This window comes from Nostoc sp. C110 (genome assembly GCF_043099725.1).
GTDB lineage: Bacteria > Cyanobacteriota > Cyanobacteriia > Cyanobacteriales > Nostocaceae > Nostoc > Nostoc muscorum_A.
Genome location: NZ_CP171148.1, coordinates 6,718,241 through 6,737,650 on the forward strand (window position 1 = coordinate 6,718,241; position 19,410 = coordinate 6,737,650).

Consider the following 19,410-nt stretch of genomic DNA (forward strand, 5'->3'; position numbering starts at 1 on the left):
TGAGAAGAGGACTTGGGGACAAGGAGAATTGGGGACAAGGGGAAAGACTTGTTTCAAGTTCTCACCTCTTGTCCCCTTGCCCCCTTGTCCCCTTGTCCCCCTGCCCTCTTCTCCCTGCAATTCAAGATTCAGGAGTATGTTGCATTGAAACTTGTATCAGATCCAGCGATCGCTAACAAAATTCGTAAAATGAATCAGCGAGTAAGGTGGCAAGATCCGTTAATTGTGGAACGGAACATCGACCAAACTCGCCTGGTGTTGGAGGATGGTCAAGGAGATAATCCTGAGTTTTCATTTTTAGTTGTGGGTGATAGTGGTTCTGGTAAGCATCGGGGACACAATCCCCAACGACAGATAGCTGAACTGATGTTGCCCCATCACGATGAATCCCGTTTTATGCTGCATACCGGGGATGTGATTTATTTAGTGGGTTCGAGTGAATACTACCAGCAAAACTTCATTCAGCCTTACCGAGAGTTTATCTTGGGCGGAGAGCATCCGAAGCGGATTGCTTATGACCAGATGACTTTTAAGCTCCCCATTTTACCAGTACCGGGAAATCACGATTATTATAACTTGCCCATTTTATTGAGCTTGGCCTCTCTCACAACATTACCCCTTCGTCGTCTGTTGCGATCGCGGTTAGACCTAGATGTGGGTTTGCATGGCTCAGGAACCGGTGAAGCCTACGCACACGCATTTATAGACTATCTGAAAGCATTGCAGCTTCCAGGAGAGTTAAGCAGCCATTTAGATCAGCACTACACAGGTAAGACAGATACAGGTCTTTGTCTTAAGTATGAACCTGGGCATTTTACCCGCCTTCCCAATCGTTACTACACTTTTCGCTATGGCGGAATTGATTTCTTCGCCTTGGATTCTAATACATTTAACGATCCACCACCTCTACCTAAAACAAAAAAAGGTGATGCCGATCGCAAAATCTTAGAAAAGCGCCGTGAAGATTTAGAGCAAGAAAAGCAGTACATTATTGAAACCTCGGCCAAGCTTCGTCCTGAAAACCCCATTGAAGCCGATCAATTGGACGATTACCACGCCAAACTGTCACAAATTGAAGAAATTATTGTTGATATCGAGAAACAACTAGCTGCTAATAAAACAATTCAGACTGATATTGAACAACTAGACTGGCTCAAAAAGAGATTAATTGAATCTTGGAATAATTCAGAAGTTCGGGGAAGAGTGATTTATTTCCATCATCCTCCTTATGTAACTGAGGCGACAAAGTGGGAACAAGCACAAACTTTAATCATTCGCGATCGCTTCCGTGGGGTGCTGGATGCAGTAGCGAAAGAAATAGGTTCTCTAAATCAGGGTCGTCCTTTGGTTAATTTGGTATTAAACGGTCACGCCCACTGCTTAGAACATCTTGAGACAATGGATACAGGACACGCTGATTCTGGTATCCACTGGCTTGTTTGTGGTGGTAGCGGGTTTAGTTTGCGCCGCCAAAGGATTGAGGGAGCAGATTTAATGGAGGAAAATAAATTAGTGGCGCGATCGCATCTCTTTATTGGTCGCAACGGTCAAGGTTCTCAGAAGCGACGACCTTATTCAGGTTTACGCATTGACGTTAAAGGCGATGGACAGCCTAAGTTTATTGTCCGTCCTTTGGTTGCCGAATGGCATCAGCGACAATGGCATAATCGGGAACTTGAGCCACTGATCATCTAAAGTCGAAGAAGAGGAGTGTGGGGAGTGTGGGGAGAGAGGGGAGTGTGGGGGGTAAGACTTCTTTCTTCGAGATTGTTATGTACACACGATAGAAGAATGGCAGGAGAGAGGGGAGTGTGGGGGGTAAGACTTCTTTCTTCCCCATCCTCCCACACCTCCCGCACCTCCCACACCTCCCACACCCTTGTTTTCCCCTTCTTGGTAAAATATCCTTGAGCGATCGCCATTCAACTTTCACATCACGTTATCATCGGATATTGTGGAATTTCCGTGCGTAACTTGATAGCATCTATGACCGCCTCTCACTCTGAAACTCCATCTACCAAACCCGACGCAAGTACTTTTATTTCTGACCATCTACAGGTGGATCGCAGTAAGCTAAGTCAAATGTACTTGCATTATGTCGAGACGAAGGATAAATATCCTCACGCGGTATTGTTGTATCGGGTAGGAGATTTCTTTGAATGCTATTTCCAAGATGCTGTAAAACTAGCACAAGAATTAGAATTAGTCCTCACTAGCAAGCAAGCTGGCGAACAGGGAAGAGTGGCGATGTCTGGTGTTCCACATCACGCTTGGGAACGCTACGCGACGATGCTAGTAGAAAAAGGTTATGCAGTTGTAATTTGCGACCAAGTAGAAGATGCTTCGGAAGCTGCTGGTAGATTGGTGCGGCGGGAAGTAACGCGCATTCTTACCCCAGGCACTTTGCTGGAAGAAGGAATGCTGAAATCCAGTCGCAATAATTACCTTGCAGCAGTGGTAATTGCCGCAAATCATTGGGGTTTAGCTTATGCAGACATCTCCACAGGGGAATTTCTGACAACTCAAGGTAGTGATTTAGAACATTTGACACAGGAATTAATGCGCTTGCAACCTTCAGAGGTGCTAGTTCCAACAAATGCGCCTGATTTGGGTAGTTTACTGCGTCCGGGAGAAACTTCACCTCATCTACCGGAGTGTTTGCCACCATCATTTTGCTATAGTTTGCGATCGCAAGTTCCATTTTCTCAAGGCGAAGCTAGACCTCGATTATTGCAGAAATTTAAAGTGCGATCGCTCGAAGGACTCGGTTGCGATCATCTTCCCCTTGCTGTTCGTGCGGCTGGTGGTCTTTTAGAATACTTGGAAGATACTCAAAAAGAAAACCCAGTTCCCCTGCAAAGACTCCGCACCTACACTGTCACCGACTACTTAATTGTTGATAGTCAAACCCGCCGTAACCTAGAAATTACCCAAACCGTCCGGGATGGCACTTTTCACGGTTCCCTACTCTGGTCATTGGATAGAACGAGTACAGCGATGGGTGGGCGGGCTTTACGGCGGTGGTTATTGCAACCATTACTCGATATTAAAGGCATTCGGGCGCGGCAAGAGACTATCCAAGAATTGATGGAAAATACACCCCTGCGTCAAGATTTGCGGCAGTTATTACGCCAAATTTATGACCTAGAACGCCTCACCGGAAGGGCTGGTTCTGGTACAGCGAATGCTAGAGATTTAGTAGCTTTGGCAGATTCTCTCTCACGTTTACCAGAATTATCTCATTTAGTAACTGAAGCGCATTCTCCATTTCTCAAAGCTTTGCAGAAAGTCCCAAGTGTGTTAGAAGAATTAGCACAAAAGTTACACGCGCACCTTGTGGAGTCGCCACCCATACTAATCAAAGAAGGTGGATTGATTCGCCCTAGCGTCAATCCTCTTTTGGATGAAAGAAAAGCGACTGTAGAAGCAGACCAGCAATGGATTGCCAACTTAGAAGTTGAGGAGAGGGCGAAGACGGGAATTTCGACATTGAAGGTAGGATTTAATAAAACTTTTGGTTATTACATCAGTATTTCCCGCACCAAAGCTGACCAAGTACCTGCTAATTACATCCGCAAGCAAACCCTGACCAATGAGGAACGTTACATCACCCCAGATTTGAAGGAACGAGAAGCGCGGATTCTCTCAGCGCGGGATGATTTAAATCAATTGGAATATGAGATTTTTACGGCATTGCGGGAAGAGGTAGCACAAGAGGCGGAGGTAATTCGCAATCTATCTCGTGCAGTGGCGGCAGCAGATGTATTGTGTGGTTTGGCTGAGTTGGCAGTGCATCAAGGTTACTGTCGTCCAGAAATGTTGTCGGGAAGGGAGATAAACATTGTTGATGGCCGTCATCCGGTGGTGGAACAGTCTTTACCTGCGGGTTTCTTTGTGCCGAATTCGACTCAATTGGGTCAAGATTCATTAGTCATTAGTCATCTGTCATCAGCAGATAATCAAGAACAAATAACAAATGACCAAGGACAAATGACAAATGACAATCCCGATTTAATTATCCTCACCGGGCCAAATGCTAGCGGTAAAAGTTGTTATTTGCGTCAGGTGGGATTGATTCAGTTAATGGCGCAGATTGGTAGTTTTGTACCAGCTAGGTTTGCCAAATTGGGAATATGCGATCGCATTTTCACCCGTGTAGGTGCAGTAGATGATTTAGCAACTGGTCAATCTACGTTCATGGTGGAAATGAATGAAACGGCGAATATTCTCAACCATGCTACGTCTAGGTCGCTGGTATTATTAGATGAAATTGGTCGGGGAACAGCAACATTTGATGGTCTTTCTATAGCTTGGGCCGTGGCGGAATATATCGCAGTGGATATTCGGGCGCGAACGATTTTTGCGACTCATTACCATGAATTGAATGAGCTAGCTAGCATTGTACCGAATGTAGCTAATTATCAAGTGACGGTAAAAGAATTACCCGACCAAATTATCTTTTTACACCAAGTCCAACCAGGAGGCGCAGATAAGTCTTACGGTATTGAAGCGGGAAGATTAGCGGGTTTACCAGCAGTGGTGATTCAACGAGCCAAACAAGTGATGGGGCAAATTGAGAAGCATAGTAAAATTGCGATGGGGCTGCAAAATCTGGATTGATATCTTACTGCATTGCCTTAACAATTCAGGCTAACGGCATTGCATGATAAATGACGATAATGTAAGTACATCATTGTAGATACGCTTGAAGATGAGCAACTCTTACAACATTCGTAGTACCAAAATTGGTAACAGTGCAGGGTTTAGGCTACCTGCTGAGTTTTATCTGGAGCATCCTCAGTTTGCCAATGCAGATGGTTGGATAGAGGTATTGTCGCCGGATACTGCAATTTTGCGGATTGTAACTCAATCTGGTGATGATGAAGATGCAGAAGATTCAGTAATGATGCGGCTGTTTCTCGATTTTGCTATGACAGAAACGCTTAAAAATAATACGCTGCAACCTTATACAACTGAAATGTCTGAGGTTGCCCACGAACTAATTGTAGGTGTGGAATTAGACGATGAGTTATTAGAAGATGGCTAATTTTGCCAGTAATGGGTGGGGAGTTTACTTTCATCCACAACTATTTGCTACTCAATATAAAGAATTGTTTGAGCGCGTTTCCTGTTTACGGGAGCAATTACCAGAGGCTGAATATAAAACCCATACAACGGTAAAGTTATTTGCAGCGATTACTGTTGCAATTGAAAGTAAGATCCCTTCTGACCCGTTTGCAAGTCATTTTGCCTTGACGGGGGCATTGAAACGCTATGGACGCGTGAAAAAGATGGGTCTACCGGAGCGGTATCGGCTATTTTTTAGGGCGTTTGATACGGAACAGTTGAAAGTGATTGTAATTTTGTGGTTAGGATTTCCACGTAAACAGGGAGCGAAAAATGATTGCTACCAGGTGTTTACTAAGATGGTTGAACGAGGGACATTTTCAGACAGTTTAGATGAGTTGTTGACAGATTGTGAGGTAACGGAGGATTAAAAGAGGAAGAGAGTTGTCAACTAGTTGAAATCTTGTTGACCTTTATGCTTAAAATTGCACAAGAGGTTTTTTTAGCATCTACTAAAAGCTAAAGTTGACCCTTTGCAGGACTCCCATAAGCAATGCTAACTGAAATTTTGCCTTTTTCCTTTGAGTTAGACACGATCGCGATCGCCGGAGCGAGTTTGTGGTCATTGGCGCTATATCTAGGTTTTTCCCCTGTCAATCAATGGGTAATCGAACAACTCAACCGTTGGTTTAACTTTGCCGAGCGATCGCTTTATACTAGCCAGACAGAGTTTGAAAAGACTCGCAAAGGCAGAGAAGCTCAAAATGCTTTCTACGCCTCATTATTTAGCATCACGCCTTTTTTGGTAGTTGGTGCTTTATGTAACTGGGGTTTGGAAATTAGTTTAGGTGAGAGTTGGGGAATTAGTACAGGAATATTAGCTTGTATGGGTGCCGGGATTTATGAACTTGGGCGCAGGGATGGAGAATCTTCCGACTAAGTAGAGAGACGAACAAGAAAAGCTTACTGCAACTTCTTCTACTTCTCAATTTCCTCGCAAACAATCTGTGCTATCTTCAGGGCTGCACCGCTTTCGCCACGAATATTACGGAGTTTAGCGCGGATATCATCCAACTTTTCTGGATGGGCTAATAAGTCTAGAAGCATTTCCCCAATTTCTGCCGGTTGAATTTTACCCATAAGTTCTGGTACTATCTCTTCCTTTGCCCAGATATTTGGCCATGCTAATAAACCTTTGCGTCTTACGAATCTTAGGAATAACCAATTGATTACGTTAGCAAAGGGTGTACCTATCCCTGGCAGATTTGCTAACAACCCAGGTAAACCATCCCAAGCACGCATAGCATCAAGTTGCTGGGTTGGTAGTAAAACAATCATTGGCACTGCTAAAGCACCGAGTTCGGCGGTGTTTGCCCCCACTGTCGTCAAGCAGATGCAGCACTGGGATAATAAGTGATAAGCGGGGTTTTCTTGCCACAGTTCTACAGTTACGCCCGTTGCTGTTTCGAGCAATGGTTTGCCTTTATCGTCCTCTGGGACAATTAAGGAAGCACCACCAAAGCCAAAGATTTCAGCAATAGAGTTCCTTTCAGGATCGGCAAAACTAGCTAAAGTTTGTAAATCCAAAGTTGGGGCTACAGGAATTACAAATTTAGTTTGCGGTCTTTTCGCGTGAACATATTCGGCAATACTTAAAATTAATGGTACTCCTTGGGCTAATTTTGCTGCTTTTGATCCAGGGAGTAGACCAATCAATTCAGTCATTTGTCCTTTGTCGTTTGCTAAGGATAAATGACAAGTGACTAATGACGAATGACTATTAGCTTCTACCATCAAATCACCTACAACGGTAAATTTGTGAGCATATTTTTGGGGGACGCGAGCAGCAACTTCAGGTTTCATCACACCAAAACGATCAATCCAGTTATGCCACCTGGCTGACCATTCAGCGTAAACTACTGTGCGATATCCGAGCTTTTTACCTATAACTACAGGGAAAATTTGATCGCCACCGAGAAAAACAACTACACCGCGACTTCTCCAGTCCCAATTGTCAATAGTTTTACCCCAGAGCAAAAATTGCCAAAAATGCTCTGCCGCCTGTACTCTATCTACTTCTGGATAAGAAAGTGCGATCGCAGCTTCTTTACCACTAGCATTTGAGCAAGGTGATAAGATTACACTGATCCTCACTTGATTTCGGTCATCGCCGAATTTTTGCCGCAATGCCCTTACTACTGGGCGCACCCAGGTTGTTACCTCACCAGGGCCATTTGATAGGATGAGAATATCTACTTGAGTCATTAGTTAATGGTCAAGAGTTAGGGGTCATTAGTCAAGAGGCAAATATTAATTAATTCGTTCCTAAGTTATCAGCGATAGTATCATTTGTAAGTAGGATTTAATACCTGTATCCAAAGTACAGTAAAAATAGAGCGTAGGCGTAGCTCGTTGTAAATATTACCTGGACCTTGTGATATCCAAACTCAAAATTTGAGGTTAAAAGGCTCGACCTTCACCCTCAGAGGCTCAAATGAAGATTACTAACCATAAGCCGCTGCTTTGAAATCTTTCTATGTAAATAGGATTTCCACCCCCAAGGGAGGAGATTTCCAAATGTAGACGAAGTAGAATCTAAAATAAACTTGACAACCTGTTTATGCAATGGGCTAATTTTCTAGCCAAAGAAGCTGCTACCCATAGCTTATCCCTACAGCAAACAGCAGCTTTTGTAGAGTGTTTTCAGACTGAACACTTAGGTAAAAGTGAAGCGAAACTTGCTAGCGAATTAAACGTTGATATTGCTGTTTTCAAAAAGTTGCTAGATGAAGTATATAACAAGTTTGTCCAAAACTATCCTGAGTTAATAATTTCCAACAGTCGGGACAAACTACAAAAGTTACAATCTTACCTGACAGCAAAATATAATAGCGAATTGAATATCCTCAAACCATTAGCGGCGATGAAATTATTAAAAACGCTAGTGGCTCGAGAAAGACTGCAAAAAGAACCTTGGATTGCGAGAAGAATTTGTAAATTTTTAGGATATTTACCTTTAGCGTTAGAGTTAGTAGGGCAATATCTGGATAAGATGCCAGGTTTGTCTCTGGAAACACTACTGAAGCGGCTAGAGAAAAAGCGAGTGGAACATGAAAACGTGGTCAATGAGAACTCATTGATGCCTGATAAAGACGGTGTAGTTGAAGCTTTTGAGTTGAGTTGGGAACAGTTGGATGAAAATGCAAAAAGCTTTGGCTGTTTGCTAAGTTTGTGTGCCTTAGCTGACATTCCATTATCTATTGGGACGGTAGAAGATGACAAAAAACAAGAACTTTGGGAGAAAGCTATAGCCGACTTACTGGAATTACATTTACTACAACAAAAAAGTCAAGGAATTTATCATCTAAATCCAACGATTCGGCAACTTTTCCAAATGAAGTTGGAGGAGTCAGGTGAGGCGGATGAAGCAAAAACTAAATTTGCAGCGATGATGTTAGAGGTAGCAAAGCTAATTCCGCAACAGCTTACTCCTGAAGATATTGTCAATTTCATTCCACATATCCCGCACATAACAGAAGTTGCAACCCACTTATCCCAGTATGTGAGCGATGAAAATCTCATTACTCTATTTACCAAATTAGCCTGGTTTTATCAAGGTCAAGGACTTTATCAGCAAGCAGAACCTTGGTTGCAGCAATGTGTAGAACTAACTAAAAATCGTCTTGGTTTAGAACATCTCGATGTCGCCACTAGCCTGAACAATTTAGCGCAACTTTACGATTTTACAGGACGTTACAGCGAAGCTGAACCACTTTATCAGCAAGCTTTAGAGCTGAGAAAACGCCTGTTGGGAGAGGAACATACCGATGTTGCCACTACCTTGAGCTATTTAGCATTACTCTATGAATCTACAGGACGCTACAAAGAAGCTGAACCACTTTATCAGCAAGCTTTAAAACTGTGGAAACGCCTAGTGGGAGAAGAACATCCCCATGTTGCCACTACCCTGAACAATTTAGCAGCATTGTACTGTTATACAGGACGCTATAGTAAAGCCGAACCCTTGCTGAAGAAATCCTTAGAACTGAGAAAACGCCTGCTAGGAGACAACCATCTTGATGTCGCCACTAGCCTGAATAATTTAGCGCAACTCTACGAATCGACAAGACGCTACAGTAAAGCCGAACCTTTGTATAAGCAAGCTTTAGAACTGAGTAAACGCCTACTGGGAGAGGAACATCCCGATGTTGCCATTAGCCTGAATAATATCGCATCACTCTACCGTCAGACAAGACGCTACAAGAAAGCCAAACCCTTATTTGAGCAAGCTTTGAAAATTTGCGAACGAACTTTAGGTGTAGGTCATCCTACTACTATGACGATTCGGGCAAATTATGCCAGCTTTTTAAGAGAAGCATATCGCTAGCGTAGACGCAAAGCGGCTTGTCGTTAGACATCGCTGCGCCTAATTCGTAATTCGTAATTAAAGACTGTTTCAGACTTTTATTTAGACCACGATACTTCCTTAGTCTGTCCTACCCCTATTAGTTAAAATCTAACCCCTCTCCACCAGCGAAGAAGAGGGGTGAGATTTTACTTACATCCTAAAGACTGGCGAGTATCTACACCAGTTTTAGAATTTACCCCACTTGCTTTAACACAAAGCTTTTTCACTTGCGTTCCATCTAAAATTGCATTCGTAAAATCAGCGCCTGTGACATTTACATCATCAAAAGTAGAACGCAGCATCATTGCATCGGTCAACACCGCATCACTTAAATCAGCATCCTTAAACCTTGTGAGATAAGCTATGCCTTCACTAAAATCAGCACCATGCAGATTTGCTCCCTCCAATAGAGTACCGTTAAACACGCCACCACGTAAGTCAGCATTGCTAAAATTAGCATTCTCTAATTTGAGATTGGTAAACTCAGTACCAACTAAACTTTGACCAGAGTAATCCTTCCCCTTTAGTTCATCATTACCCACAGAACGGGTAATACTAGAAGAACTTGCAGCTTCCGCCGATAGGGGAAACAAAAAAAGAACCATAGCTAAAACAAAGCTAGCTAACAGCCGCCAATATTTCATAATCTCTTCTTAATAAATCTCAACACTTCTACCATTAACTATTAAACCTTACAGAAGGGAATAGGGTGCAGGTTACAGGTTACAGGGTACAGATTATTTCCTATTACCTGTCACTTGTCATCTGTCCCCTGCCCCCTGTCACCTCTTCCCTAATCTCTCGTAGGATGATAGATGTTGAGGTGCGATGCCTAACGGCAAGTTGCTCCGCATCTACGCAATAATTACCTGTGGCTAATCAAGAAGACAACGCCCAATCTCTGGCGCGAACCCCTTTATATCAAGTGGGTGTAGAACTCAAGGCCCGCTTTACCAGCTTTGGTGGCTGGGAAATGCCCGTGCAATTTAGTGGCATTAGCCGCGAACACGAGGCTGTAAGAAATACAGCCGGAATGTTCGATATTTCCCACATGGGTAAATTTACCCTCCAAGGTAAAAATCTCATTTCCCAACTCCAGCCTCTAGTGCCTTCAGACTTGAGTCGATTGCAACCTGGTCAAGCACAATACACCGTATTGTTAAATCCCCAAGCGGGAATTATTGACGACATCATTGTTTATTACCAAGGTGAAGACACCACTGGTATACAAAAAGCATTTATCATCGTCAATGCAGCAACCTCTGGTAAAGATAAAGCATGGATTTTGCAACATCTTGACTTGGATAAAGTGCAATTCCAAGACCTTTCACCAGAAAAAGCCTTAATTGCCGTGCAAGGGCCAAAAGCGATTAAATATCTCCAGCCTTTAGTGCAAGAAGACTTACAACCAATCAAAGCCTTCGGACATTTAGAAGCAACATTACTAGGTAAACCTGCCTTTCTGGCCCGCACAGGTTACACCGGAGAAGATGGCTTTGAGGTGATGGTAGACCCAGATGTGGGAGTAGAACTGTGGCGAAGTCTCCATAAAAGTGGTGTTATCCCCTGTGGACTTGGTGCGAGAGATACTCTGCGCCTAGAAGCAGCGATGGCACTTTATGGACAAGATATTGATGACACCACCACACCCTTAGAAGCAGGTTTGGGGTGGCTAGTCCACTTAGATACCAAAGGTGATTTTATTGGACGAGAAGTTTTAGCAGAGCAAAAATCCAAGGGAGTGAAGCGTCGATTGGTGGGTTTACAAACTCAAGGACGCAACATTGCCCGTCATGGCTACCAAGTGTTATCCACAGGTAAAGTTGTGGGAGAAGTTTCTAGTGGCACTTTGTCGCCTACACTGGGTTATCCCATTGCTTTAGCTTACGTTCCTACCCAATTAGCAACTGTTGGTCAACAGCTAGAAGTCGAAATTCGCGGCAAAGCTTATCCAGCAGTTGTAGTTAAACGTCCTTTTTATCGGTCAAAAAATCGTGCTGCTAACTAACAAGCGCCAAGGTTTTTGAGGAATAATGTGTTGTGAGTTACTCAATCTACAGTAAGGTTCATTACCATATATGGCTTGGATGACTGTTGGGGCAATAATTTTTTTGATAAGGGAGAGGAAGTGATATGTCTTTTGAATATCCTCAAGATTTCAGATACTTGGATTCTCATGAATACGTGCGAATAGATGGCGAAATTGCCACCATTGGCATTACTGAGTTTGCCGTACATGAATTAGGTGATATCGTCTTTTTGGAACTGCCAGAAATTGGCGACGCTCTGACCAGGGGAGAAAACTTTGGCACAATTGAATCAGTGAAAGCCGTTGAAGAGCTTAATTCACCAGTAACCGGTACTGTTATAGAACGCAATGAAGCCTTAATTAATTCTCCTGAAGAAGTGTCAGAAGACCCCTACGGAGAAGGGTGGTTTTTGAAAGTGCGCGTCAATGACCCTGGTGAAGTTGAAGATGCCTTGACAGCAGATGAGTATCGGGCGCAAGTAGAAGGAGAGTAAAGAGTGGGAGATGAGGGGACAAGGAGGACAGGTAAAAATTTCCTCCCCATCTCCCTTGTCTCCCGCATCTCTCCTATCTGCCATTTCACTCGAAAATAAGTCATGAAATTTAGATAAATTGAAAAGTTACACCTACTTCTCATCAGTATTTATTGCAAAATATGAAATAGTACCATCTGGAGAGTAATTTGTGGTATTGAACGCCCCTATTCTCAAGTCTAATGAGCAGCAAGTGCTGGACGAAAAGAATCAAAAGTTGAGTAGTTTTGTGCCAAGACATATTGGCCCTAACTCCGACGACATCCAGCTTATGCTTAAGGTTTTGGGATTTCCCAGCCTGGATGCCCTAATTGACCAAACAGTTCCCCAGACAATCAGGCTGAAGCAACCCCTAAAGTTACCAGAAGCCGAAAGTGAGTATGCAGCACTGACATCTTTAAAAAAAATTGCTGCCAAAAATGAGGTTTTCCGCTCATACATCGGTATGGGATATTACGACACTATTACCCCACCTGTGATTGGACGTAATATCTTGGAAAATCCCGGTTGGTATACTGCCTACACTCCTTATCAGCCAGAAATTGCCCAAGGGCGACTAGAAGCACTGCTAAATTTTCAAACCTTAATTATCGACCTCACAGGTTTGGAAATCGCCAATGCTTCGTTACTGGATGAAGCCACAGCCGTAGCTGAAGCAATGAGTCTAAGCTATGGTGTTTGTAAAAATCAGGCAAATGCTTATTTCGTCTCTGGTGACTGCCATCCCCAAACTATCGACGTGTTACAAACACGGGCTAAACCATTAGGGATTAAGATCATTATCGGCGATCATCAAACATTTGATTTTGATCAACCAATTTTTGGGGCTGTTTTGCAATACCCTGCAAGTGATGGCACCATTTACGACTACCGCGCTTTTATAGAAAAAGCCCATGCTAAGGGTGCATTGGTGACGGTAGCAGCAGATCCTTTAAGTTTAACTTTGCTCACCCCTCCTGGGGAATTTGGTGCTGATATTGCTGTCGGTAGCACCCAGCGCTTTGGTATTCCGTTGGGGTTTGGGGGGCCTCATGCGGCATACTTTGCGACGAAGGAAGAGTATAAGCGGCTGGTTCCAGGGCGAATTGTGGGAGTATCAAAAGATGCTCAAGGTAAGCCTGCATTGCGTCTGGCCTTGCAAACCCGCGAACAGCACATCCGCCGCGAGAAAGCTACTAGTAATATTTGTACTGCACAGGTTTTGTTGGCGGTAATGGCCAGTATGTACGCCGTCTATCATGGGCCAGATGGACTTAAGACAATAGCTCAGAGGATACATTACCTGACTTTGATTTTGGCAGAGTGGTTGCAGCGACTAGGTTACAGCATCAGTTCTAAACCTTTCTTTGATACGCTACAGGTGGAGTTAGGAACTAAACCTCTGCAAGAAATTCTACAAGCTGCTGAAGCTCGTCAAATTAATCTACGTATTTTTGATACATCTACTGTTGGTATTTCGCTGGACGAGACTACCACATTGGATGATGTGCGAGATATATGCCAGATTTTTGCGGGGACAGATGAACTACGGTTTGTTTTGAATGTGCAAGAGATGGAATGGATAATTCAGCAATCAGGTTTAAGCGGTGAACCATTTAGCCGTCAAAGCACCTATCTCACCCACCCGGTTTTTAACCGCTATCACTCAGAAACTGAGTTATTGCGCTATCTGCACAAGCTAGAAAGCAAGGACTTGTCGCTAACTACATCGATGATTCCTTTGGGTTCTTGCACAATGAAGTTGAATGCAACTGCTGAGATGATTCCGGTAAGTTGGGAAGAATTTGGCAAGATTCATCCATTTGCCCCTGCGTCGCAAACGCAAGGTTATCAAATCCTATTCCAGCAACTTGAAGCATGGTTAGCTGAAATTACTGGTTTTGCGGGAATTTCTCTGCAACCAAATGCTGGTTCTCAGGGCGAGTATGCTGGACTTTTAGTAATTCGTCAATATCACGAAAATCGGGGCGAAGCACACCGCAATGTTTGTTTGATTCCCACCTCGGCACACGGAACAAATCCAGCAAGTGCAGTGATGTGCGGAATGAAGGTGGTGGCTGTTGCCTGTGACTCACAAGGTAATATTGACGTTGATGACTTGAAGGCGAAGGCAGAAAAACACAGCAATGAACTCGCCGCCTTAATGGTGACATATCCCTCAACTCACGGTGTTTTTGAGGAACCAATTCAGGAAATCTGCGCTGTTGTCCATAGTCATGGTGGACAAGTTTACATGGATGGGGCAAATATGAATGCCCAAGTGGGAATTTGCCGTCCTGGAGATATTGGCGCGGATGTCTGCCATTTGAATCTGCACAAAACCTTCTGTATTCCTCATGGTGGTGGTGGTCCCGGTATGGGGCCCATTGGTGTTGCATCTCATCTCGTGCCTTTTCTACCCGGACATCCTGTTGTTACTATCAACGACTCAACTCAACACTCACATATTGGTGCTGTGGCGGCTGCACCTTGGGGTAGTGCAAGTATCTTGGTGATTTCTTGGATGTACATCGCCATGATGGGTGCAGATGGTTTGACCGAAGCAACTAAGGTGGCGATTCTCAACGCTAACTACATTGCCAAGAAACTAGAATCGTACTATCCGGTTTTGTATCAGGGGAAAAATGGTCTAGTTGCCCATGAATGTATTTTAGATTTGCGATCGCTAAAAAAATCAGCTGCGATCGAAATCGATGATGTCGCCAAGCGTCTGATGGATTACGGTTTCCATGCGCCGACTGTCTCCTGGCCTGTAGGGGGTACAATCATGGTGGAACCTACAGAAAGTGAATCTAAGCAAGAGTTGGATCGTTTCTGTGATGCGTTGATTTCTATTCGCCAAGAAATTGCCGAAATAGAAGTTGGCAAGGTGGATATCCAAGATAATGTTTTGAAGAATGCACCCCACACTGCCGAAAGTTTAATTACCGGCGAATGGCAGCATCCCTATTCTCGTGAACAAGCGGCCTATCCTGCGCCTTGGACTCGTGAATACAAATTCTGGCCTGCTGTTGGTCGCATTGATGCAGCTTTTGGCGACAGGAATTTTGTTTGTTCTTGTCTGCCAATGGATGCTTATTTGTAGTACCTCAGCGTTAACCGCCTTTCTGTTTACAGAAAGGCGGCTACTATTTGGAGTCTCGGAATAATGGTATGGATTTCGTTTCGTCCCAAGACACAAGATGAAAGATTTCTTTATTAATACTAATTCTCCATGAAGATGCAGGTAATTTTTATTAAACGAACTACAAGGAAGAGATAACTTAAGTAATTATCCAGTGTAAGTTTACAAAAAATTGGTATAACATCTTATAGCTACTGATATTTTTTACTTAGCTATGGAATTTAGTAGATATGGTTCGATACGCATTAAATAAGAACCGTATTTTTGTTGATGCTCAATTGAGCCTCTACGATAAGGATGAAATTTTCACATGTATATTCTGCGATCGCCCACTTTTCTATAAAAAAGCGCACCATAAAACACGCAAAGAAACATCATTCTGGGTTAGTGGACATTTTTCTCATAACGTCAATATAGAAGAAGTACAAGAAACAGAAATAGATTGTATCAGCAATCAATTTGTCAGTACTAGAAGCGAAAGTGCAGTACATAAATATGCCAAAAGTCGAGCAGAAAATATACTTAATGCAACTACTCAAACCTACTTTAAACAAGACAATTTTGAGTCAATTCAAGAATACCAATACCCAGGTAGAAGGACTGATATTGCACTTGTTAATAAAAAGGGAGCAGGTTTTCTAAATTACGAAATACAGACTTCTCCTACAAGTTTTAATTCTATTACAACAAGGGTAGAGAAAGACAAAAGCAACTATGTAGGAGCAACAATTTACGCAATTGGGGAAATTAGCAGAAGAGGATCTGCTGATGAATGGGGTAAAGGTGTTGGTGGTCTGGGTGCAACTCAGGCAGTACTGTTAGCTTCATGCCTGGAAGCTTATGGAATGGCTCAGGATATTCAAAAAGTTGCAACTTATCATGAAATCACGCACTTGGAAGATACTAGAACCGGATTCATCTATATAGAAGAAAAAGATATATATGGAGACATTCAATTTAATCAGCACAAGCTTATAAACAGACATAGTGAAATCAGTGATGTAACCACAGACACAACAGCCGAGGTTATATATCAAGCAATACTTGAACATGAGAAACTACTCAAAGACCCTATAATATTTGATATGGGTTTTACTGGCAAGTCTTCTATCTCACATGTGAGCGATACAGTCGAACAATTTGATGGTGATGATGATAATACAAAGAGATATGAAACACCTTTAGCAAAATTAGATTTAGAGTTACTTCAGAAACTCAAGCTACTATGTCAAACACATCAGGGAGATATAGGGGCTGCAATAGAGTTTGATATTGATACCCATAGAGCCAAAGTTGTCTTGCTAGGGCAAAGTATAGAGCATTATAAGTGGATAGACTTTAAAAACTTATTTATCTCAGAAGCAGATTTTATATCTATGACAAGCTCATGCAAAAAGACTGAATTAGAAAAAGAAGAAGGCAATACCGCCTGCATAAAGATAATTAAAACAGAAAGAATTCCTTACAATATACTTAATCCAATACAAGATTGGAGCCAGGAAACTGCAAGTAAAGTACAGAGACTCAAAATAGGTGACAGATGCACCTGGATGGATGCACCCAATTGGTGGAATCGCAAGGGAGAAGAAATCAATGATATTGCCCAAGATGGAAAAGTGCGTCTTGCTTATAGCGGTAGATATATTCCTAGAGAGGAAGTGATTCTTATTGAATCTGCGGAATAAAGACCAAGCAATTGATCACCAATAGTCCAGAAACTGTTTCCATTTATTGATGGGCTGAATTTTTGTCTAAATCATATTCTTTAAGTGCAAGTACCTGTAGCATTTCTAATTCTTCCCTTACAGATAAAGGATGATAACCCAATGCAAAAGCTTTAGAACTATCCAAAGAAACATCTGTTGGTCTAGGTGCTGCCATTTTCACATCTTGTTGTCGGCAGGATTTCAGACCAGTGCTAGGAAGTTGAAATACTTCCACTAATATCTGTCCAAAATCATAACGCGAAATCCGCTCTTTGCCACCCAAGTTAATGATGCCATTAACTTTTTCTAATGCTAATAAAAGTCCTTTGGCAGCAGTTGTTCCACTTACTGGTGTGCGAAATTCGTCTATAAATAAATTTAGTTCTTCTTCGGCTTGTAAAGTCTGAATAAATGGCTGAATAAAGCTTTTTGCTGTAGGTGTTTCTGTACCAAACATCAACGGCATTCGACACACTGCGGTCATGGGATACCTTTCTAGCATATCTGCTTCAGCTATGGCTTTTTGCTCACCGTAAAGATTTACAGGGCACACGGCATCTGTTTCTCCATAAGGGGCATTTAAGCCATCAAAAACTAAGTCGGTTGAGGTAAAAGCACAAGGAATAGAATTATCCGCGCAAAGTCCGGCAATATTGCAGGATGCGATGACGTTAATTGCGTGCGATTCTTTGGGGTTAGTTTGACAAAAATTTGGTTGCGAATGTGCAGCAGTATGAATAACTGCTTCTGGTTTGACCTCATTAAATATGCGCTTCAATTCCTGAAAATTCGTTAAGTTCGCTTTTAAAATTTTAATGCCAGGAATCTCTAAAGGATGGGATAAATAAGTGCCATAAATCTCCCATTCTAGTTTTGCAAGCTGGCAAAGATGCCATCCTAAAAAACCACTTGCTCCGGTGATTAACAATTTTTTCATGTCTAATCGTAAACCGCTCAAGAAAAAATCCTTGCTGCCGCAGGCTTATATTCTACACTGAGTGGTAGTGATAAAATACTATTGGATTAATTCCTGAAACTGCTTTTGACTACGCACTTTACTAAAGTCTGGATCAGTTTTTGCTAATTTCTTGTATTTATCAGGAACAAGCTTGATTGCTTTGTCTAGGTTCTCAATTGCTAATTCGAGATTGCTTTGTAAAGCATAAGAGCAAGCTTTGTTGTAATATGCTTGGTGCAAATCTTGCTTAATGACGATCGCTTTGTCGTAAGATGCGATCGCGTCTTGGTAGCGATGTAGCTTTGTCAGAGCTATGCCTCGGTTAATTAAGGCTTGATATTTGTTGGGTTGGATAGCGATCGCTTTATCATAAGATGCCAGAGCGTCTTTGTAGCGCTGCAACGATGTCAAAGCTATGCCACGATTATACCAGGCTTCATATTTATCGGGTTTGATTGCGATCGCTCTATCATAGGATGCAAGAGCGTCTTGGTAGCGTTGCAACGATGTTAAAGCTATGCCACGGTTAATCCAAGCTTCAGGACTCTCAACTTTGATGGCGATCGCTTTGTCGTATACTTTTATTGCATCTTCATAACGTTGTTCATCTAATAAATTATTACCTTGATGAAAAAAGTCTTCTGCTTTTTGGGTAGCCTTCGCTTCTATGAAAAGCTGGGTTACATTACTTTCTTGAACAACTTGTGTAGTATTTTCTATTGATGAGTTTGCCCCACCATTACAACCAAATGCGAAGAAAGCTATCAAACCAGATGCAACGAAGCAGCGCTGAACAATCATGCTGTACCTACAAAACTTATGAGATGATGTTAAAATTCGTTCTTTTTTTGAGTATTATCAAAATACACTAGTTTTTATGCATTAATTCACTTATCTTTTCAGAAAGAGCTTTGTTGACGACGCACAGATGTTTATTAAAATCAAGCGTAGGCTAGATTATCATATTAAATCTACATAAAGCAATTACTTAGTACCTATTTCATTAAAAAAACAATTATTTATGTTGCTGTATATATTGTGTAAATGTCGCCTGTTGTAGACATCGCAAGTGTTTGGTAATTTTCTAAGAGTGCAATGGTGTACCACCCGCCATAGGCGATCGTAATAGTTTTCGCTAGACAATCATGTTAGTTGCTTCATTCTTCAAGCACTTATCTAAGCTAATCATCATTCAAATTACGTCTTTGCGTCTTTTTAGCGATTGAAACTATGCAACTTAAAAGCGTATCAGATTAATATCTGTCATTGGATGGATGCTAATAACTAATTCTCAATGATGACTATCAACGTTATATTTGCAAAAATTATGAGAAGTCTATCAATGTAACTTATCGCTTGTAAAATCTATAGGACTGATATTTAACTCCGTATAACTAAAAAAGCCTTCTTGCCTATTTCCTATTGCCTCTTTCCTACCCACACAAGTAAGTATGTCTACGCCACGCTGTACGAACAAACATCAAAGTGAATTCCTATCTAAGAGGATACTTTAAAGAATGCCTTCATATCTTTGTATACCAAAATTATGTTTTCAGTACAAAGACATGAAGGCAAGAAATAGATA

At 42.2% G+C, this 19,410-nt stretch carries 14 protein-coding genes; 10 read left to right on the top strand and 4 right to left on the bottom strand.

Features of this window, described 5'->3' with window-relative positions:
• Positions 1-144 precede the first annotated feature (144 nt).
• The 5 genes from ACFFRD_RS33955 (at position 145) to ACFFRD_RS33975 (ending at position 6,007) form a co-directional block, all read left to right on the top strand.
• Complete coding sequence (locus tag ACFFRD_RS33955) at positions 145-1,695, top strand: metallophosphoesterase family protein (RefSeq protein WP_392480239.1); 1,551 nt, start codon at positions 145-147, stop codon at positions 1,693-1,695.
• A 291-nt stretch (positions 1,696-1,986) separates the two neighbouring features.
• Positions 1,987-4,620, top strand: coding sequence for a DNA mismatch repair protein MutS (gene mutS, locus ACFFRD_RS33960; RefSeq protein WP_392480241.1), 2,634 nt, complete (start codon positions 1,987-1,989; stop codon positions 4,618-4,620).
• Between the two features lie 91 nt (positions 4,621-4,711).
• The gene (locus ACFFRD_RS33965) at positions 4,712-5,047 is read left to right on the top strand and encodes a hypothetical protein (RefSeq protein WP_392480243.1); all 336 of its coding nucleotides are present in this window, start codon (positions 4,712-4,714) and stop codon (positions 5,045-5,047) included.
• Positions 5,040-5,498: a type II toxin-antitoxin system YhaV family toxin gene (locus tag ACFFRD_RS33970; protein ID WP_392480244.1), complete on the top strand. Its 459-nt coding sequence runs from the start codon at positions 5,040-5,042 to the stop codon at positions 5,496-5,498. The genes ACFFRD_RS33965 and ACFFRD_RS33970 overlap by 8 nt, the downstream gene beginning before the upstream one ends.
• A 122-nt stretch (positions 5,499-5,620) precedes the next feature.
• Positions 5,621-6,007, top strand: a complete 387-nt coding sequence (locus ACFFRD_RS33975) for a hypothetical protein (protein WP_163932268.1) — start codon at positions 5,621-5,623, stop codon at positions 6,005-6,007.
• A 38-nt stretch (positions 6,008-6,045) separates the two neighbouring features.
• On the opposite strand, the gene ACFFRD_RS33980 is transcribed toward ACFFRD_RS33975, so the two are convergent.
• Positions 6,046-7,332 (bottom strand): lipid-A-disaccharide synthase, encoded by a 1,287-nt coding sequence (locus ACFFRD_RS33980; protein WP_392480245.1) that lies wholly within the window; start codon positions 7,330-7,332, stop codon positions 6,046-6,048.
• 355 nt (positions 7,333-7,687) lie between these two features.
• Here ACFFRD_RS33980 and ACFFRD_RS33985 point away from each other — a divergent pair, with 355 nt between their 5' ends.
• Positions 7,688-9,454, top strand: a complete 1,767-nt coding sequence (locus ACFFRD_RS33985; RefSeq protein WP_392480246.1) for a tetratricopeptide repeat protein — start codon at positions 7,688-7,690, stop codon at positions 9,452-9,454.
• Positions 9,455-9,621: 167 nt separating this feature from the next.
• Here the strand turns inward: ACFFRD_RS33985 and ACFFRD_RS33990 are convergent, their stop codons facing one another.
• Positions 9,622-10,119, bottom strand: a complete 498-nt coding sequence (locus tag ACFFRD_RS33990; protein WP_114081222.1) for a pentapeptide repeat-containing protein — start codon at positions 10,117-10,119, stop codon at positions 9,622-9,624.
• Positions 10,120-10,346: 227 nt separating this feature from the next.
• On the opposite strand from ACFFRD_RS33990, the gene gcvT reads away from it, so the two are divergent.
• From gcvT to ACFFRD_RS34010, 4 genes are all read left to right on the top strand, one after another.
• The gene (gene gcvT, locus ACFFRD_RS33995; protein ID WP_392480248.1) at positions 10,347-11,483 is read left to right on the top strand and encodes a glycine cleavage system aminomethyltransferase GcvT; all 1,137 of its coding nucleotides are present in this window, start codon (positions 10,347-10,349) and stop codon (positions 11,481-11,483) included.
• Positions 11,484-11,608: 125 nt separating this feature from the next.
• On the top strand, positions 11,609-11,998 hold the full coding sequence (gcvH, locus tag ACFFRD_RS34000; protein WP_069072677.1) for a glycine cleavage system protein GcvH: 390 nt from the start codon (positions 11,609-11,611) through the stop codon (positions 11,996-11,998).
• Between the two features lie 190 nt (positions 11,999-12,188).
• Positions 12,189-15,122, top strand: coding sequence for an aminomethyl-transferring glycine dehydrogenase (gene gcvP, locus ACFFRD_RS34005; RefSeq protein WP_392480250.1), 2,934 nt, complete (start codon positions 12,189-12,191; stop codon positions 15,120-15,122).
• A 269-nt stretch (positions 15,123-15,391) separates the two neighbouring features.
• Positions 15,392-16,846: a hypothetical protein gene (locus ACFFRD_RS34010; protein WP_392480252.1), complete on the top strand. Its 1,455-nt coding sequence runs from the start codon at positions 15,392-15,394 to the stop codon at positions 16,844-16,846.
• 43 nt (positions 16,847-16,889) lie between these two features.
• Here the strand turns inward: ACFFRD_RS34010 and ACFFRD_RS34015 are convergent, their stop codons facing one another.
• Both ACFFRD_RS34015 and ACFFRD_RS34020 read right to left on the bottom strand, forming a co-directional pair.
• Positions 16,890-17,804 carry an SDR family oxidoreductase gene (locus ACFFRD_RS34015; RefSeq protein ID WP_392480253.1) on the bottom strand — a complete coding sequence of 305 codons (915 nt, stop codon included), beginning with the start codon at positions 17,802-17,804 and terminating at the stop codon, positions 16,890-16,892.
• Positions 17,805-17,882: 78 nt separating this feature from the next.
• Positions 17,883-18,626 carry a tetratricopeptide repeat protein gene (locus ACFFRD_RS34020; protein WP_392480255.1) on the bottom strand — a complete coding sequence of 248 codons (744 nt, stop codon included), beginning with the start codon at positions 18,624-18,626 and terminating at the stop codon, positions 17,883-17,885.
• Between the last annotated feature and the right edge of the window lie 784 nt (positions 18,627-19,410).

What these genes read in the sequence shown, in the direction of transcription:
- ACFFRD_RS33965 (WP_392480243.1), top strand. Translation starts at nt 4,712, where the DNA reads ATGAGCAACTCTTACAACATTCGTAGTACCAAAATTGGTAACAGTGCA.
- gcvH (WP_069072677.1), top strand. Translation starts at nt 11,609, where the DNA reads ATGTCTTTTGAATATCCTCAAGATTTCAGATACTTGGATTCTCATGAA.
- ACFFRD_RS34020 (WP_392480255.1), bottom strand. Translation starts at nt 18,626, where the DNA reads ATGATTGTTCAGCGCTGCTTCGTTGCATCTGGTTTGATAGCTTTCTTC.
- ACFFRD_RS34010 (WP_392480252.1), top strand. Translation starts at nt 15,392, where the DNA reads ATGGTTCGATACGCATTAAATAAGAACCGTATTTTTGTTGATGCTCAA.
- ACFFRD_RS33980 (WP_392480245.1), bottom strand. Translation starts at nt 7,332, where the DNA reads ATGACTCAAGTAGATATTCTCATCCTATCAAATGGCCCTGGTGAGGTA.
- ACFFRD_RS33970 (WP_392480244.1), top strand. Translation starts at nt 5,040, where the DNA reads ATGGCTAATTTTGCCAGTAATGGGTGGGGAGTTTACTTTCATCCACAA.
- mutS (WP_392480241.1), top strand. Translation starts at nt 1,987, where the DNA reads ATGACCGCCTCTCACTCTGAAACTCCATCTACCAAACCCGACGCAAGT.
- ACFFRD_RS33985 (WP_392480246.1), top strand. Translation starts at nt 7,688, where the DNA reads ATGCAATGGGCTAATTTTCTAGCCAAAGAAGCTGCTACCCATAGCTTA.
- ACFFRD_RS34015 (WP_392480253.1), bottom strand. Translation starts at nt 17,804, where the DNA reads ATGAAAAAATTGTTAATCACCGGAGCAAGTGGTTTTTTAGGATGGCAT.
- ACFFRD_RS33975 (WP_163932268.1), top strand. Translation starts at nt 5,621, where the DNA reads ATGCTAACTGAAATTTTGCCTTTTTCCTTTGAGTTAGACACGATCGCG.
- ACFFRD_RS33990 (WP_114081222.1), bottom strand. Translation starts at nt 10,119, where the DNA reads ATGAAATATTGGCGGCTGTTAGCTAGCTTTGTTTTAGCTATGGTTCTT.